Origin of the sequence: Streptomyces sp. SLBN-8D4 (genome assembly GCF_049739545.1) — a bacterium.
GTDB lineage: Bacteria > Actinomycetota > Actinomycetes > Streptomycetales > Streptomycetaceae > Streptomyces > Streptomyces canus_C.
The window spans coordinates 1,321,513-1,336,744 of the sequence record NZ_JBMGQC010000001.1; the positions used below are offsets into that span (position 1 = coordinate 1,321,513).

18 protein-coding genes are annotated in these 15,232 nt (G+C 71.7%); 8 read left to right on the plus strand and 10 right to left on the minus strand.

What is annotated here, in order from left to right; all coding sequences use genetic code 11:
• The first annotated feature begins 35 nt into the window (after positions 1-35).
• Positions 36-830 (plus strand): HAD-IIA family hydrolase, encoded by a 795-nt coding sequence (locus tag RKD20_RS06115; RefSeq protein ID WP_424876778.1) that lies wholly within the window; start codon positions 36-38, stop codon positions 828-830.
• Here the strand turns inward: RKD20_RS06115 and RKD20_RS06120 are convergent.
• Positions 816-1,589 (minus strand): sulfite exporter TauE/SafE family protein, encoded by a 774-nt coding sequence (locus RKD20_RS06120; RefSeq protein ID WP_424876779.1) that lies wholly within the window; start codon positions 1,587-1,589, stop codon positions 816-818. The two genes, RKD20_RS06115 and RKD20_RS06120, sit on opposite strands and share 15 nt — an antisense overlap.
• Before the next feature lie 77 nt (positions 1,590-1,666).
• Complete coding sequence (locus RKD20_RS06125; RefSeq protein ID WP_424876780.1) at positions 1,667-2,854, minus strand: thiolase family protein; 1,188 nt, start codon at positions 2,852-2,854, stop codon at positions 1,667-1,669.
• Between the two features lie 83 nt (positions 2,855-2,937).
• Between RKD20_RS06125 and RKD20_RS06130 the strand changes: the two genes are divergently transcribed.
• From RKD20_RS06130 to RKD20_RS06155, 6 genes are read left to right on the plus strand one after another with little or no spacing between them, the layout of a single operon-like run.
• The gene (locus RKD20_RS06130) at positions 2,938-3,738 is read left to right on the plus strand and encodes a lysophospholipase (protein ID WP_424876781.1); all 801 of its coding nucleotides are present in this window, start codon (positions 2,938-2,940) and stop codon (positions 3,736-3,738) included.
• A 44-nt stretch (positions 3,739-3,782) separates the two neighbouring features.
• Positions 3,783-4,040: a WhiB family transcriptional regulator gene (locus RKD20_RS06135; RefSeq protein ID WP_424876782.1), complete on the plus strand. Its 258-nt coding sequence runs from the start codon at positions 3,783-3,785 to the stop codon at positions 4,038-4,040.
• Positions 4,037-4,516, plus strand: a complete 480-nt coding sequence (locus RKD20_RS06140; RefSeq protein WP_424876783.1) for a Dps family protein — start codon at positions 4,037-4,039, stop codon at positions 4,514-4,516. Before RKD20_RS06135 ends, RKD20_RS06140 begins: the two co-directional genes overlap by 4 nt.
• A gap of 32 nt (positions 4,517-4,548) precedes the next feature.
• Positions 4,549-4,881 carry a DUF3140 domain-containing protein gene (locus RKD20_RS06145; protein WP_424876784.1) on the plus strand — a complete coding sequence of 111 codons (333 nt, stop codon included), beginning with the start codon at positions 4,549-4,551 and terminating at the stop codon, positions 4,879-4,881.
• Entirely contained in the window at positions 4,878-5,525 is a 648-nt protein-coding gene (locus tag RKD20_RS06150; protein WP_424876785.1) for an endonuclease, read from the plus strand. Before RKD20_RS06145 ends, RKD20_RS06150 begins: the two co-directional genes overlap by 4 nt.
• Before the next feature lie 44 nt (positions 5,526-5,569).
• Positions 5,570-6,364 (plus strand): SAM-dependent methyltransferase, encoded by a 795-nt coding sequence (locus RKD20_RS06155; protein ID WP_424876786.1) that lies wholly within the window; start codon positions 5,570-5,572, stop codon positions 6,362-6,364.
• A 16-nt stretch (positions 6,365-6,380) separates the two neighbouring features.
• Here the strand turns inward: RKD20_RS06155 and RKD20_RS06160 are convergent, their stop codons facing one another.
• The 8 genes from RKD20_RS06160 to RKD20_RS06195 form a co-directional block, all read right to left on the minus strand.
• Positions 6,381-7,070 carry an SDR family NAD(P)-dependent oxidoreductase gene (locus tag RKD20_RS06160; RefSeq protein WP_424876787.1) on the minus strand — a complete coding sequence of 230 codons (690 nt, stop codon included), beginning with the start codon at positions 7,068-7,070 and terminating at the stop codon, positions 6,381-6,383.
• Positions 7,067-7,939 carry a cupin domain-containing protein gene (locus tag RKD20_RS06165; protein ID WP_424876788.1) on the minus strand — a complete coding sequence of 291 codons (873 nt, stop codon included), beginning with the start codon at positions 7,937-7,939 and terminating at the stop codon, positions 7,067-7,069. The genes RKD20_RS06160 and RKD20_RS06165 overlap by 4 nt, the downstream gene beginning before the upstream one ends.
• On the minus strand, positions 7,936-9,282 hold the full coding sequence (locus tag RKD20_RS06170; protein WP_424876789.1) for an amidohydrolase family protein: 1,347 nt from the start codon (positions 9,280-9,282) through the stop codon (positions 7,936-7,938). Before RKD20_RS06170 ends, RKD20_RS06165 begins: the two co-directional genes overlap by 4 nt.
• A gap of 22 nt (positions 9,283-9,304) precedes the next feature.
• Positions 9,305-10,285 (minus strand): alpha-ketoacid dehydrogenase subunit beta, encoded by a 981-nt coding sequence (locus tag RKD20_RS06175; protein WP_424876790.1) that lies wholly within the window; start codon positions 10,283-10,285, stop codon positions 9,305-9,307.
• Positions 10,273-11,250, minus strand: a complete 978-nt coding sequence (locus RKD20_RS06180) for a thiamine pyrophosphate-dependent dehydrogenase E1 component subunit alpha (RefSeq protein WP_424876791.1) — start codon at positions 11,248-11,250, stop codon at positions 10,273-10,275. The genes RKD20_RS06175 and RKD20_RS06180 overlap by 13 nt, the downstream gene beginning before the upstream one ends.
• Complete coding sequence (locus RKD20_RS06185) at positions 11,250-12,575, minus strand: M24 family metallopeptidase (protein ID WP_424876792.1); 1,326 nt, start codon at positions 12,573-12,575, stop codon at positions 11,250-11,252. The genes RKD20_RS06180 and RKD20_RS06185 overlap by 1 nt, the downstream gene beginning before the upstream one ends.
• A gap of 71 nt (positions 12,576-12,646) precedes the next feature.
• A complete protein-coding gene (locus RKD20_RS06190) occupies positions 12,647-13,279 on the minus strand; it encodes a helix-turn-helix domain-containing protein (protein ID WP_424876793.1) in 633 nt (210 codons plus the stop codon).
• A gap of 506 nt (positions 13,280-13,785) precedes the next feature.
• Positions 13,786-14,229, minus strand: a complete 444-nt coding sequence (locus RKD20_RS06195; RefSeq protein ID WP_424876794.1) for a potassium channel family protein — start codon at positions 14,227-14,229, stop codon at positions 13,786-13,788.
• Between the two features lie 170 nt (positions 14,230-14,399).
• On the opposite strand from RKD20_RS06195, the gene RKD20_RS06200 reads away from it, so the two are divergent.
• Entirely contained in the window at positions 14,400-15,212 is an 813-nt protein-coding gene (locus RKD20_RS06200; RefSeq protein WP_424876795.1) for an SAM-dependent methyltransferase, read from the plus strand.
• The last annotated feature ends 20 nt before the right edge of the window (positions 15,213-15,232 follow it).

The window sequence follows — 15,232 nt, forward strand, 5'->3', positions numbered from 1 at the left end:
GGGCGTTCCCGCCCGTCCGTGGTTATGGTCCGGGCATGGCATCCGTGCGCGCGGTCCTGATCGACATCGACGGAGTTCTCACCGTGTCGTGGGAGCCGCTGCCGGGGGCGGTGGCGGCGTTGCGGGAGGTCCGGGAGGCCGGTTTCGGGGTCGCGCTGGTCACGAACACGACCTCGCGGACCCGGGCGTCGATCGCCGAGGTGCTGGAGGGGGCGGGCTTTCCGGTGCGGGCGGAGGACATTCTCACCGCGCCCGCGGTCACCGCCTCGTATCTGGCCGCCCACTGTCCCGGCGCCCGCTGCACACTGCTGAACAGCGGGGACATCGCCGAGGATCTCGCGGGCGTCACGCTGGTCGGTGGCGAGGCCGGGGATGTGGATGTCGTCGTCCTCGGTGGTGCGGGGCCCGAGTTCGGTTACACCGCGCTCAATCACGCCTTCGGGCACCTCCAGCGCGGGGCCCGGCTGGTGGCGATGCACCGCAATCTGTACTGGCGTACCGAAGACGGGCTGCAGCTCGACGCCGGGGCCTTCCTGGCCGGACTGGAGCAGGCCGCCAGGACCGAGGCCGAGGTCACCGGCAAGCCGTCGCCCGCGTTCTTCGAGGCGGCGCTCGCCCGGCTCGGGGTCGGGGCGGACGAGGCGCTGATGGTGGGGGACGACATCGAGTCGGACGTGCTGGCGGCTCAGCGCGCCGGGCTCACCGGGGTGCTCGTGAGGACCGGGAAGTACCTCCCGGAGACCCACCGTTCGGCCAGTGGCACGCCCGATCACGTGATCGAGTCCTTCGCTGACCTGCCGGTGCTGCTCGCCGCTTCAGCGGAGCAGTAGTTGTACACCGCCCACGACGGTCGCCGCGATCACCAGCTGTTCGAAGAGCCGCTGGTTGATCCGGTGCACCGCCCATTTGCCGAGGAACGCGCCGGGGACGACGAAGGCCACGAGGGCCAGGTCGAGCAGCAGCGAGTGGCCGTCGATCAGGCCGAGACCGACGCTGAAGGGCACCTTGGAGACATTGACGATCAGGAAGAAGAAGGCCGAGGTGCCGAGGAAGCCGAGTTTGCGGAAGCCCGCCGACAGCAGGTACATCGACATCACCGGGCCGCCGGCGTTGGCGACCATGGTGGTGAAGCCGCCGAGGACGCCGTAGGAGCGGGCCTTGACCCGGCCGGTCCGGGTGGCGACCGAGTCGGGTTCCTCCTCCGTGTCGGCCGTGCGGCGGCGCCAGACCGTCACCCCGGCCATGAAGAGGAGGATCGCGCCGATCGACGTGCGGACGATCCCGTCGTCCGCCCATTGCAGGAACAGCGTGCCGGCGACCACGCCGACCGCGACCGCCGGGAACAGCCGCCAGAGGGTGGGCCAGTGGGCGTGCCGTCGGTAGGTGAGTACCGCGAGCACGTCCCCGGCGATCAGGATCGGCAGCAGCGCGCCGGTGGAGGCGCGGGCGGGCAGCACCGCGGCGAAGATCGCGAGGCTGACCGTGTTGGCCCCGCTCACGGCCGTCTTGGAGAAGCCGACGAGCAGGGCCGCGGCGGCGAGCGCGGCGAACTCCCAGACGGAAAGGTGCCAGAGCGTCATCGTGTCCATGCGGAGACCGATGCTAGGTGCAGGTAAGAGATCTTGTAAGTGCCGTCTCGCCGTGTGGTCCTGTTGGCGTGCTCGCGCTAGTGCCGCTCCACCAGGACGGCGCTCCCCTGCCCGACGCCCACGCACATCGTGGCAAGACCTCGTGCCGCCCCCGTCCGGCGCATCCGGTGCAGCAGGGTCGTGAGGATGCGGGCGCCCGAGCAGCCGAGCGGGTGGCCCAGCGCGATCGCGCCGCCGGTCGGGTTGACGCGGTCGGGGTCGATGCCGAGCTCGTCGACGCAGGCGAGGGCCTGGGCGGCGAAGGCCTCGTTGAACTCGGCCTCCTCGATGTCGCCGATGCTCCAGTCCACGCGGGCGAGTGCCTTGCGGGTGGCGGGGACGGGGCCGATGCCCATCACGTCGGGGTGGACGCCGGCCGAGGCACCGGCGACGTAGCGGCCCAGGGACTCAAGGCCCAGGTCGTTCAGCGCCTCCTCGCTGACCAGGAGGAGTCCTGCCGCGCCGTCGTTCATGGGGGAGGCGTTGCCCGCCGTGACCGTGCCGCCGGCCCGGAAGACGGGCTTGAGGCGGGCCAGCTTGTCGTAGGAGGTGTCCTCGCGGATGCACTCGTCGCTGTCGACGAGCACGCCGTCGGGGCGCTCCACCGGGAGGAGTTCGTCGTCGAAGCGGCCGTTCTTGCGGGCCTCGGCGGCGAGGCGGTGGCTGCGCAGGGCGAACTCGTCCTGGCGTTCGCGCGAGATGCCGTAGCGCTCGGCGACCTCCTCGGCGGTCTCGCCCATGGGCAGCAGGCCGTGGAGTTCCTTCATGGCCGGGTTGACCAGGCGCCAGCCGAGCCGGGTGTCGTGGGTCTCGATCCGGTGCGGGAGGGCCTCGTCGGGGCGGGGCAGCACGAAGGGGGCGCGGCTCATCGACTCGGAGCCGCCCGCGAGCACGATGTCGGCCTCGCCCGCGGCGATGGTGCGGGCCGCGGTCGTCACCGCCTCCAGGCCGGAGGCGCACAGGCGGTTGACGGTGGCGCCGGGTACGGTCTCGGGCAGTCCGGCGAGCAGCGCGGCCATGCGGGCCACGTTGCGGTTGTCCTCGCCGGCCTGGTTGGCGGCGCCCCAGTAGACGTCGTCGACCCGCGCCGGGTCGAGCGCGGGCACGTCGGCGACCAGGGCGCGGATCACGGTCGCGGCGAGGTCGTCGGGGCGTACGGCGGACAGGGCGCCGCGGAGCCTGCCGATGGGGGTGCGGCGGGCGGCCGCGAAGTGGACGGGGCGCACGACTTGACTCCTGACCGTCATGATCCGGGGGACCGAGAGAATTTAATTAGCACCGCTAGTTTCGGACTATAGCTGGAGGAGACATGGCCGAGCACGTCCTCGCCGGAATTCACGGCGCCCTCACCGTCCACGAGTGGCCGAACCGAAGGCCCCGATACGCGGCGCTGCTGGTGCACGGTTATGGCGAGCACATCGGCCGGTACGCGGAACTCGCCGAGGTCCTCACGGCCCACGGGGCGGCCGTGTTCGGGCCGGATCATGTCGGGCACGGGAGGTCGGCGGGCGAGCGGGTGCTCATCGAGGACTTCGAGGACGTGGTCACGGATGTGCACGCGGTGGCGGACCTGGTGCGAGACGCCTGCCCCGGTGTGCCCCTCGTCATGGTCGGGCATTCCATGGGCGGTCTGATCGCCGCCCGCTTCGCCCAGCGGTACGGCACCGAGCTCGCCGCGCTCGTGCTGTCGGGGCCGGTGATCGGCGCCTGGGCGCTGCCCGGGGCGCTGCTCGCCCTCGACGAGATCCCGGACACGCCCGTCAGCGCGGCCTCGCTCTCCCGGGACCCCGAGGTGGGCGCCGCGTACCGGGCGGACCCCCTCGTCTGGCACGGGCCGATGAAGCGGCCGACGGTGGAGGCGTTCGCCCGCACCCTGGAGATCGTGTCGCGGGCCGGTGACGTCGGGCCGCTCCCGCTGCTGTGGCTGCACGGCGAGGACGACCGGCTGGTCCCGCTCGCCGGGAGCCGCGTCGGTGTCGAGGGGATCAGGGGCGGGACGTTCACCGAGCGGACCTACGCCGGGGCCCGGCACGAGGTGTTCCACGAGACGCACAAGGCGGAGGTCTTCGCGGACGTGACGGACTTCCTCGACGGGGTGCTCACCGGCTGAGACACCACTGTTTGCACGAGTACGCCCGGGGCACCCGCGCCCCCATGGAGTGGTTGCGTCGAGCGGCCTGCGTGGGCGAGGACCCCGAGCTGTTCTTCCCCGTGGGCACGCAAGGACCCGCGCTGCGGGACACCGCGGCGGCGAAGCGCGTGTGCGCCCGCTGCCCGGTCGCCCTCGAGTGCCTCGATCTGGCGCTCAGCAGTGGGCAGACCTCGGGCGTGTGGGGCGGAACCTGCGAGCAGGAACGCGACGCACTGCTCCGTACCGGCATTGACCATGCCAGAAGGAGGAGCACGGTATGACTGTGGTCAGGAGCACCCTGTCCGACTCGGCCCGCGAGACGGCCGGGGAGGCCCTGCAGAGCACCCTGGTGGATCTGATCGGCCTGTCGTTGATCGGAAAGCAGGCGCACTGGAACATCGTGGGCCCGCGTTTCCGGTCCATCCACCTCCAGTTGGACGAGGTGGTGTCGACGGCCCGCTCGTTCTCCGACACGGTGGCGGAGCGCGCCGCGGCCCTGGGCGTGGCGCCCGACGGCCGGCCCGAGACGATCGCGGCCGCCTACACGCTGCCCGGCTCGAAGAGCGGCTGGATCCGGGACGACGAGGTCGTCCGGCTGGTCGTGGAGACGCTGGAGGCGGCCATCGGCCGGCTGCGCGAGCGCATCGAGGCCACCGAGAAGGCCGACCCGGTCACGCAGGACCTGCTGATCGGCATCACCGCCGAGCTGGAGAAGCAGCGCTGGATGTTCGAGGCCGAGAACTGGCCCCGGGACTGACCGGCCGCAACACCCACGGAAAGGCGCATGCGATGACCGACGCTCTCGAACTCGACGCGCTGTGGGAGGACTTCCACCGCGCGGTGAACATGACCTCACAGGAACTGGCCGCGTGGCTGCGGGTCAGCGAGGCCGACGAGTCCTCGGAGCCGCTGCCGGAGCACGCGGGTGAGCCGACCGGGCAGCATGTCCTCGCCATCCTCCAGAAGCGGCGCACGGACCTGACCGACGCGGACATCGACGTCATGTACGAGGTCGTGGACACCGTCGCCGCAGAGGCCGACGTGGAGAAGGAACCCGAGGCCGAGGAGACTCTGCGCAGGCATCGCCTGATGTCCGTCGGGCACGACCCGCTCAGGCGGTGACCAGGGCCGAGCGCGTCGTACGGGAACTCGTCGGCGCGCATGGACGGACGTACGCCGCGGAGGCGGGCATCACGCTGAAGGACACCCCGCAGCCCCTGTACCGGCTGCTGGTGCTGTCCCTTCTGCTCAGTGCCCGCATCCGCGGCTCCGTCGCGGTCGCCACCGCCCGCGAACTGCACAGGGCGGGACTGCGCGACCCCCGCCGCATGGCCCGGGCCCAGTGGCAGGAGCGGGTGGACGCACTGGGCCGCGGCGGCCACCGGCGCTACGACGAACGTACGGCGACCCAACTCGGCGAAGGCGCCGAGCTGTTGACCGAGCGATGGGGCGGCGATCTGCGCCGGCTGCGCGCGGAGGCGGACGGCCGGGCCGCCGAACTGCGGCGCCTGCTCCAGGAGTTCCCGGGTATCGGGCCCGCCGGCGCCGACATCTTCCTGCGCGAGGTGCAGGGTGTCTGGCCGGAGGTCGCGCCCTACCTGGACGGCAGGACACTGGCGGGCGCGGAGCGGCTCGGTCTGCCGAAGGATCCCGACGGGCTGCTGTCCCTGGCCGGTGACGCCCATCCTGACGTCCTGGCGGCCGCGTTGGTGCGGGCGGCGATCGACGACGAGGTGGCCGAGGACAGCCTTCGCCGCGCCGGGTGACATGGCACACTGCTCGCACATTCTGTCGAGCAGAGGAGCTTTGCGTGACCGGGACCGAGTCGGCCGGCCGGCGGATCGACACAAGCAGGCCGCATCCGGCCCGGGTGTACGACTGGTTCCTCGGCGGGAAGGACAACTACCCCGTCGACGAGGAGCTCGGACGAGCGATCACGGCACAGGGGGACGCTCCCCGGCAGGCGCGCGCCAACCGCCGGTTCATGGAGCGGGCCACCCGGGTCGTCGTACGGGAAGCGGGAATCCGCCAGTTCCTCGACATCGGCTCCGGCATCCCCACCGAGCCCAACCTCCACCAGATCGCCCAGTCCGCCGTACCGGACGCCCGGATCGTGTACGTCGACAACGACCCGATCGTCCTGGCCCACGCGGCGGCCCTGCTGCACGGCACCCCGGAGGGGGCGACGCACTACCTCCAGGCGGATGCCCGGGAGCCGCGGCGGATCCTCCAAGGCGCCTCCGCCGTCCTCGACTTCGAGGAGCCCGTCGCGCTGTCGCTGGTCGCGCTGCTGCACTTCATCTCCGACGAGGACGGCGCCCAGGAGCTGGTGGACACGCTGGTCGGCGCGCTGGCTCCGGGCAGTTGCCTGGTGCTGTCGGCGATGACGGCGGACTTCGATCCGGAGCGGGTGCACGCGGGCATCGCGGCCTACACGGCCGGCGGGGTCACCCTGGTGGCCCGCTCGCACGACGAGGTGAGCCGTCTCTTCAAGGGACTCGACGTGCTGGAGCCGGGGATCGTGTCCCTGTCGCGATGGCGTCCGGACGCCCGCGAGGAGGGCGACCCCGTGTCGCTGTACGGGGCGGTCGGCATCAAGCGCTGAGCCCGCGGGCCGGACCTCACCCCAGCAGCCATCCGCCGTCCACGCTCAACTCCACCGCGTTGACGGAGCCGTTGCGCAGCAGGAAGTCCACGGCGTCCACCACGTCCGCCACGGTCGCGAGCCGTCCGGTCGGGGTCCTGGCCCGCAGGTCCGCCAGGACCTCCGCCGGCTTGGCCCGCCAGTAGGGGCTGTCCCCCACCACCCCGGGATGGATCGCGTTGACCCGGACAGGGGCGAGTTCGACGGCCAGGGAGTGCATCAGCCCCGTCACCCCGGCGTTGACGGTCGCCACCGTCGTCGCTCCCGGGTAGGGCCGCTCCTTGGCCTGTCCGCCGAACAGCACGATGGCGCTGTCGTCGTGCAGCCGGGACCGCAGCGCGTGCACGACGGCGGTGTAGCCGACGAGCTTGAGGGTGACGAGGTGGACGGCGGCGTCGATGTCGTACGCGGTCACCCGGTTCTCGTCGCGGGAGATGCCCGCGATCACCAGGTGGTCGACGGTTCCCACGTCGCTCAGCGCGTCGACGACCCCCTTCGGCCGCGCGAGGTCCAGGGCGAGTCCCCGGGCGCCGATCTCCTTGGCCGCGGTGTCGGTGCGGTGGGCGTCCCGCCCGGTGATCACCACCTCGTCGCCGCGCTCGGCACGCACCCGGGCGAACTCCCTGCCGATGCCCGAGGTTCCCCCGATCACCACCACACCGCTCATCGGGAAGCCTCCCTCAGGTAGTCCCAGTCCCGGGTGAACCGGTAGGAGTGCCGCACCGGCGGCTGCGGCGCCTGTGTCTCCAGCCAACGCAGCGGCCCCTCACCGGCGTTGGAGAATCCGTGCACACAACCGGCGCCCGCCCAGGCGCAGTCGCCCGGACCGAGCCGGTACGGCGAACCGTCGAAGACCGCGTCCGCCTCGCCTTCCAGGAACAGATACGTCTCCTCGAAAGGGTGGTCGTGCGTGCCCGCGACGCCGTCGGGCGCGTACTGCACCATGAACATCGTCGAGGCCACCGCGCCCAGGTCGCTGTCGACCATCATCTTCACGGTGATCCCGCTGTAGACGAGCAGCGCGGTCCGCATGCTCGCCGACACCGCGAGCAGGTCCTGGGACTGCTTCCCGGGATCCATCTGGGCGGGCTCGAAGTGCCCGAAGGACCGGGTGCGCGGGTCGCGGACGTCGACACGGACGGGCGGACGCAGCGGCCACGCGGAGACCGCCTGGGTGTCGTACCCGTACCGGGCCCGCGGTACCGGAGCGAGCATGTCCGCCCAGCGGGCGACGCCGTCCCCGGCGCCACGCCAGGCGTGCGGGACGCCGGTCGCAAGAAGCCCGTAGTCGCCCTCCTCCAGCAGATACGCCCCCTCGGGCGCATCGAGGACCACGGTCCCGTCGAGGACGTGGAAGCTCTCCTCGTAGGAGTGGACATGGGCCGCCACGCTCCCGTCGGGGCGCAGCTCGCACACCCCGAAGCCGGTGTGCGAGCTGCCGTCGGCCTCGCCGACCAACTCCCGTCGCCGGTAGCCGTGTTCGTCGTACGACGGCTCAGGGAGGTCGGTGGCGCGGCGCACCAGGTGCCTGGTCACGCCCGGGCCTCCTTCGCGGCCAGCAGCCGGTCGCGGGACTCCTCGACCAGGCGCCGGGCACGGACCGCGTCGGCCGTGAGCCTGCCGTCGCGCTTGCGGACGACGCCGTCGACGATGACCGTCTCCACGTTGGACACGTCCGCGCTCAACGCCACGGCGGCGGCCGCGTCGTGCACCGGGGCCACGTTCAGGGCGGTCGCGTCGATCGCGACGACGTCCGCGCGCTTGCCCGGGGTGAGCGATCCGGTGCGGTCCTCCAGGCCTGCGACGTGGGCGCCGTTGCCGGTGGCGATCTCCAGCATCTGACGTGCCGTCAACATGGTGTCGGGGACCGGGGCATCGGCCTGCCAGCTGGCCGCGTTGACGCGGGCGCGCTCGGCTGCGAAGGCCGCGCGGATCTGGGTGAACATGTCGCCGGGCACGGTGGTGACGACGTCGATGCTCAGGGAGGGGCGCAGGCCGTGCTCGATCGCCTTCATCACCGGCGGCCAGCCGTGCCCCATCTGCGTCTCGACCTGCGGCGCGATGGAGACCGTACCGCCGCTGTCGGCGACCAGCCGCCACTCCTCCTCGCTGAAGTAGCAGCAGTGGACGTAGGTGGTGTCGGGGCCGAGCAGTCCGAGGTCGTGGAGTTGCTTGACCATGCCGAAGCGGCCCGCGAGGCGTCCCATGGCCACGTGCACGGTGATCGGGATGCCGAGCTCGCGGGCGAGGGCCCACTCGGAGGTGACGACGTCGTTGACGCAGAAACCGGGGCCGCGGGTGGCGAGGGCCAGGGTGAGCAGGCCGGCGTCGGAGGAGAAGTACTCGGTGCGGATCCGGCGTACGTCGTCGCCCGGGATCGCGATCTTGCTTTCGAACCAGTAGTCGGCGAGCGAGGTGTTGGCGCTGCCGTACGCGTACTGGGCACGGATGCCGCTCTCCGCGAGGGCCCGGATCGCCGCGTCCGGGTGCTCGGGCGTGTTGTTGATGTGGGACCAGTCGACGAGCGTGGTGATGCCGGCGTTGAGGCACTCCAGGGCGCCCGCGAGGTTGGCCGCGTAGACGTCCTCGGGGGTGTAGAGCGGCGCGAAGGTGTCGAGGATGTCGACGAAGTAGTCGTCGAGGGTGGCGTCGGGCGCCACGTTCCGGATCGACGCCTCCCAGGTGTGGCGGTGGGTGTCGACGAAGCCGGGGATCACGATGCGGCCGGTCATGTCGAGGACTTCGGCGTCCGCGCCGATCTCGCGGTCCACGGCCGCGATCCTCCCGTCCTCGATGAGGACGTCCCCCCTCGGCAGGTCCCCGATGTCGGGGTCCATGGAGAGCACGTGTCCGGCTCGAAGGAGTGTCCGATGGGTCATCGCGCTTCCTCCTAGGGGGTGTTCAGTACGCGGCGAGACTCCTGACGGCCGCCACGACCTTGTCGACGGTGGGAATGACCTGTTCCTCCAGCGCGTCCGCGAACGGCAGCGGCACGCACTCCCCCGTCACCCGCCGCACCGGCGCGTCCAGCAGCCCGAACCCCTCGTCGGCCACGACGGAGACGACCGTCGCCCCCCAGCCGCCCTGGTACGGGTTCTCCTCGACGGTCGCCAGCCGGGAGGTCCGGCCGAGGGAGGCGAGCACGGTGGCCATGTCGAGCGGCACTAGGGAGCGCAGGTCGACGACCTCGACGCCGATGCCGTCCGCGGCGAGCCGTTCCGCGGCCGTGAGCGCGACCGGCACCATCGAGGCGAGCGCCACCAGCGTCACGTCGGCCCCCTCGCGCACGACGGCCGCGCGCCCCAGGTCGACCACGTGGTCCGGCGGCGGGGGTGGCCCCTTGGTGGCCAGCAGTCCCTTGTGCTCGAAGAACACGACCGGGTCGTCACTGCGGATGGCCGCCGCCATCATCCCGATGACGTCGGCGGGCGTGGCAGGGGCCGCGATCTTCAGTCCGGGAACGGTCAGCGCCCAGTTCTCGGTGGCCTGCGAATGCTGGGCGCCGAAACCGAGCCCGCCGCCGTTGGCGGTGCGCACGACGAGGGGCACGGTGACCTGACCTCCCGTCATGTAACGCACCTTGGGTATCTCGTTGGCGAGGTAGTCCCAGCAACAGGCCAGGAAGTCCGAGAACATGATCTCCGCGACGGGCCGCATCCCGGTCATCGCGGCCCCCATCGCCGCGCCCACGATGGCCTGTTCGGAGATCGGCGTGTCCCACACCCGCTCGGATCCGAACTCCTTGTGCAGTCCCGCGGTCGTCTTGAACACCCCGCCGGCCGCGCCGATGTCCTCCCCCAGGCAGACGACGGAGGGATCGCGGCGCATCTCCCGCGCGATGCCCTCGGCGACCGCCTCCCGATAGGTGATCACGTCCGCCATGCCGCACCTCCGTCGGCCCACACGTCGGTGAAGGCCTCGCGGGGATCGGGCGGCGGCGCGTTCTTCGCGGCCTCGACCGCCTCCCGTACGACGGTCCGCGCGCGCTCGTCGGCCTCGGTGACCCTCTCCTCGGGCACCCCGGCCTCGACGAGCCGCCCGCGCGCGATGTCCAACGGGTCGTGCTTGAGCCAGCGTTCGACCTCCTCGGCCGGACGGTAGGTCGCCGGGTCGGTCCGGCTGTGCCCGAAGTGGCGGTAGGTCTCGGCCTCCAGCAGGGCGGGCCCGTCTCCGGCCCGGGCCCGCCGCGCCAGCCGTGCCACCGTCTCCTGGACGGAGACGACGTCGTTGCCGTCGACGACCTCGCCGGGGATGCCGTAGGCGGACGCCCGGTCCGCGGCGGGCCGGGGCACCGCGGTGACGTCGGCGATCGGCGTGTACTCCATGTACAGGTTGTTCTCGCAGACGAACAGCACGGGCAGCTTCCACACGGCGGCCAGGTTCAACGCCTCATGGAAGGCGCCGATGTTGGTGGCGCCGTCCCCGAAGAAGGCGACCGCGAGCTGTCCGGTGCCGCGCAGTTTCGCCGACCAGGCGGCGCCGACCGCCATCGGCAGGTGGGCGCCGACGATGGCGTAGGAGCCGAGCATGTTCGTGGCTGCCTTGGTGAGGTGCATGGAGCCGCCCTTGGCCCCGCACAACCCCGTTGCCCTGCTCATGAGTTCGGCGAGGCACTCCTCGGGGCCGGCGCCCCGGGCCATCGCGTGGTGGTGGCCGCGATAGGTGGCGAAGACGTAGTCGTCGTCGCGCAGGGCGGCGCTCGCGCCGACGGCGATCGCCTCGTGGCCGGCGGCGAGATGGGTGGTGCCCTTGACGAGGCCCTGGAGGAACAGGTCGTGGGCGGCCTTCTCGGTACGGCGGATGAGGACCATCCGCTCGTACAGGGCGAGGAGTTCGGCCGGTTCCATCAGTGCTTCCCGTTGTTGAGATGCGACTGCGACTCACGGCGGGTGTTCAGCTCGCCGCCCACCGTCCAGTACTTGCGGCCCGCGACCAGGAGTTCCTCGGCGGGGAACTTGGTGATGACCTCGCAGCCGTCGGCGGTGACGACCAGTTCCTCCTCGATCCGGGCGGCGGACCAGCCGTCGGCTGCGGGCCAGTAGGTCTCCAGGGCGAACACCATGCCCTCTTCGAGGACTTCGGGGTGGTCGAGGGAGACCAGCCGGCTGAAGACGGGCTTCTCCCAGATCGACAGGCCCACGCCGTGGCCGTACTGGAGGGCGAAGGCGGCGGTCTCGTCGGCGAAGCCGAACTCCTCGGCACGCGGCCACACTTGGACGATGTCGGCGGTGGTGGCGCCCGGTCGGACCAGGGAGATCGCCTCGTCCATGTACTCCCGGCAGCGGACGTACGCGTCCCGTTGCGCTCGGGAGGCGCTGCCGACGGCGAAGGTGCGGTAGTAGCAGGTGCGGTAGCCGAGGTGGCTGTGCAGGATGTCGAAGAAGGCGGGGTCGCCGGGGCGGATCAGGCGGTCGCTGTACACGTGCGGGTGGGGTGAACAGCGTTCGCCCGAGATGGCGTTGACGCCTTCGACGTACTCGCTGCCGAGGTCGTAGAGGACCTTGCTGACCAGGCCGACGCACTCGTTCTCGCGGATGCCGGGGCGGAGGTGGGCGTAGAGCTCCTCGTAGGCCGCGTCGACCATCGCGCAGGCCTGGGCGAGCAGGGAGATCTCGTCGCCGGTCTTGACGCGGCGGGCCTCCAGGAAGACCTGCTGGCCGTCGACCACGTCGATGCCCTCGGCGCGCAGGGCGGCGAGGACGGGCATCTCGGCGACGTCGATGCCGAGCGGTTCGCCGGCGAGGCCGTGGGCGCGCAGTTCGGCGGCGATCTTCGCGGCGACGTCCTCGGCGATCCCGGCGTCCGGGTGGAAGGCGCCGCGCAGGGTGGAGATGCCGGCGCGGGCTCCGGTGGGCGGGCCGCCCTTGCCGTCGCTGTGGTCGAGCCACGGGTTGTAGAGCTGGTGGTGGCGGGCCGCGGAGCCGAAGTCCCAGACGATCGGCTCGCCGCCGCGGACCAGCAGGGCGAAGCGGATCAGCTTGTCCATCGCCCAGGTGCCGATGTGCGTGGCGGTCATGTAGCGGATGTTCGCGAAGTCGAAGCTGAGCACGGCGCCCAGTTCGGAGCGGTTCAGCGTGTCGTGGAGCCGGGCCAGGCGCTGTCGGCGCAGCCGGTCGAGGTCTACGCGCTCTTCCCAGTCGACAGCGTTGGGGCCGTATGTGCGGATCGCCATCGCGACCACCCCCACCATCGAGTCAACGACCGTCCACGGGGAGTGTCAAGTGTCACTGAACGGTTTGGCCGTCACCGAACGGTCCGGCTCGACACGAACCAGACACCCACGGCCGGTTCGTCGCCGTCGTTGCGGTAGCGGTGCGGGGTCGTGGACTCGAAGCTGACGGCGTCGCCGGGGCGCAGGACCTGCTCGTCGTAGCCGAGGGTGAGGACGAGTTCGCCGGAGGTCAGATAGCCGTACTCGGTACCGGCGTGCCGCATCAGACCGCCCGCGCCGGAGGAGGAGCCGCCGGGCCGGTAGGTGACGAGCAGGAAGTCCACGTCCGTGCCGGGGACGTGCCCGAGCCGCTCCCACAGGACGCCGGAGTCCAGTTCCAGCACCTCCCGCTCACCGGGGGTGACCAGGGGGCCTATGCGGTGGCCGGGGTCGGCGGCGAAGGCCGCCAGGGCGTGCACGACGGTGGCCGAACCCACCGCCGCGGCGGTCTCCCGGCCCTCGAAGAGCGACTCGACGGAGATCCCGAGAGCCGTGGTGATCGCGTACAGGGTGCTGACCGACGGCTGGCTCTTCCCGGTCTCTATCTGGGAGACCAGGCTCGCGGAGACACCGACCTCGCGGGCCAGGGCACGCAGCCCGAGGCCACGCTCCAGCCGCGCCTGCCGGATGCGGACGCCGACGGAGGGCACGGGGGCAGGGGACACGGGCGGGCTCCTCTCCTGTGCAGCCCCATTGAACAACCCGACCCGCCGCCCGGGAAAGACGCCCGCTTCGCCCGGGCGGGCGGGCGTGCTCCTCCCCGGAAGACAGCTCCGGCACCGTCCCCGGGGAGGAACGCCGCCCGGGGAGCAGCGTCGCCCGTAGCCCCGGCCGGACGACTCGCTCTCGTCCGGACGACCCGCGCCCCCGGACGAGAACCCCGCCCTCCTCGGAAGAACACCCGCGGTCCGGCCCCACGCTCCTCGCCGAGGCGGTCCGAGCCGCCGCGGCCGGTGACTCACTGGTCTCCCCTCGGCCGCCGCACGTCTGCTTCCCGTACCTCACCGCGGGCCCGATGCCGCAGCCGGTCGTAGCGCCCCACCCGGCAGCGGCCCCGAGCCCCCGACCGACCGCGAGCTCGACCTGGTCCGCCTGGTCGCCCTCGGCCGGAGGAACGCGGAGATCGCCGCCAGGGCCCGGCAGGACGGGCAGGCGCGGCCGGAGAACCGCGTCACCCCTTCTTCTTCGCTCCCAGCACCTCCTCCAGCCGGTCGAACCGCTCGTGCAGGGCATGCAGGGTCTCGGCACCCACCGGGTGCGCACGCTTCTGCTGCCGGGCCACGAACCAGGTCGCGAGCGCCGCCGTGACCATGCCGTACGTCGTGATGCCGACGACCATGACGACCGTGCCGACGACCCGGCCCCACCAGGTCACGGGGTAGAAGTCGCCGTATCCGACGGTCGTCGCCGTCTCGACCGACCACCACAGGGCCTTCGGGTACGAGGTCAGACTGGCGCCCCGCGCCCCCTCCTCGGCGGCGAGCACCGCCCAGGAACCGGTGAGCATCACCAGGAGCAGCACGGCGGTCGCACCGCCCGCCGCCTTCACATGGAGCGAGCGGCCTTCCCGGCCGCGCATCAACTCGACCATCCTGGCGAGGAAACCGGGCAGCATGCTCACTCCTCGAAGGCCGGGGGCGGGGCGGGCGCACGGGGCCAGTGTCACCGCCGAGAGGGTGTCCGGCACTTCGGACAGGGCGTTCGAGTCGGGGGTTCGCGGGACAAGCTGATCATCGGACGGCACAATGGCGGCAACGGCCGCAGGCACGGAGAAGGAGCACTGTCGTGAGCGAGAGCCACACCCCGTCGGGCGCATCGGCGAGGCTGAACACAGGTGTGGCGCACAACGCGCGCGTGTGGAACTACTGGATCGGCGGCAAGGACAACTACGAGGTCGACCAGCGGGTCGGCGACCATGTCGCCGGGATGTTCCCGATCATCCGGGAGATCGCCCGCGCGGACCGCTGGTTCCTGGGCCGCTCGGTGCGCTTCCTCGCCGAGGAGCGGGGCATCCGGCAGTTCCTCGACGTCGGCACGGGGCTGCCGACGGTGGACAACACCCATGAGATCGCCCAGCGCATCGCGCCCGACGCCCGGATCGTCTACGTCGACAACGACCCGATCGTCCTCGTCCACGCCCGCACCCTGCTGACCAGCACCCCCGAGGGCGTCACCGACTACATCGACGCCGACGTCCACGACCCGGCCGCCATCCTCGAACGGGCCGCGCGGACCCTGGACTTCAGCAAGCCGGTGGCGGTGATGATGCTCGGCATCCTCAACTTCGTCCTCGACACCGACGAGGCGCGCAGGATCGCGCACGAGATCATGGCCTCGATGCCCGCCGGCAGCCATCTGGCCCTGACCCACCCCACGTTCGACGCCGACCTCGGCGGCGAGGGCCAGATCCCGGCCATGAAGTTCTGGAACGAGAACGCCACTCCGCCGATCACGGCCCGCAGCGGCACGGACATCGCCACGTTCTTCGACGGACTCGATCTCCTCGAACCGGGCCTGGTCTCCTGCTCGCAGTGGCGTGCCGAGTCCGACTCCCCGGGGGTGGTACCGCAGTTCGGCGCGGTCGCCGTGAAACCCTGACGCGGGATCCGATCGGCCGA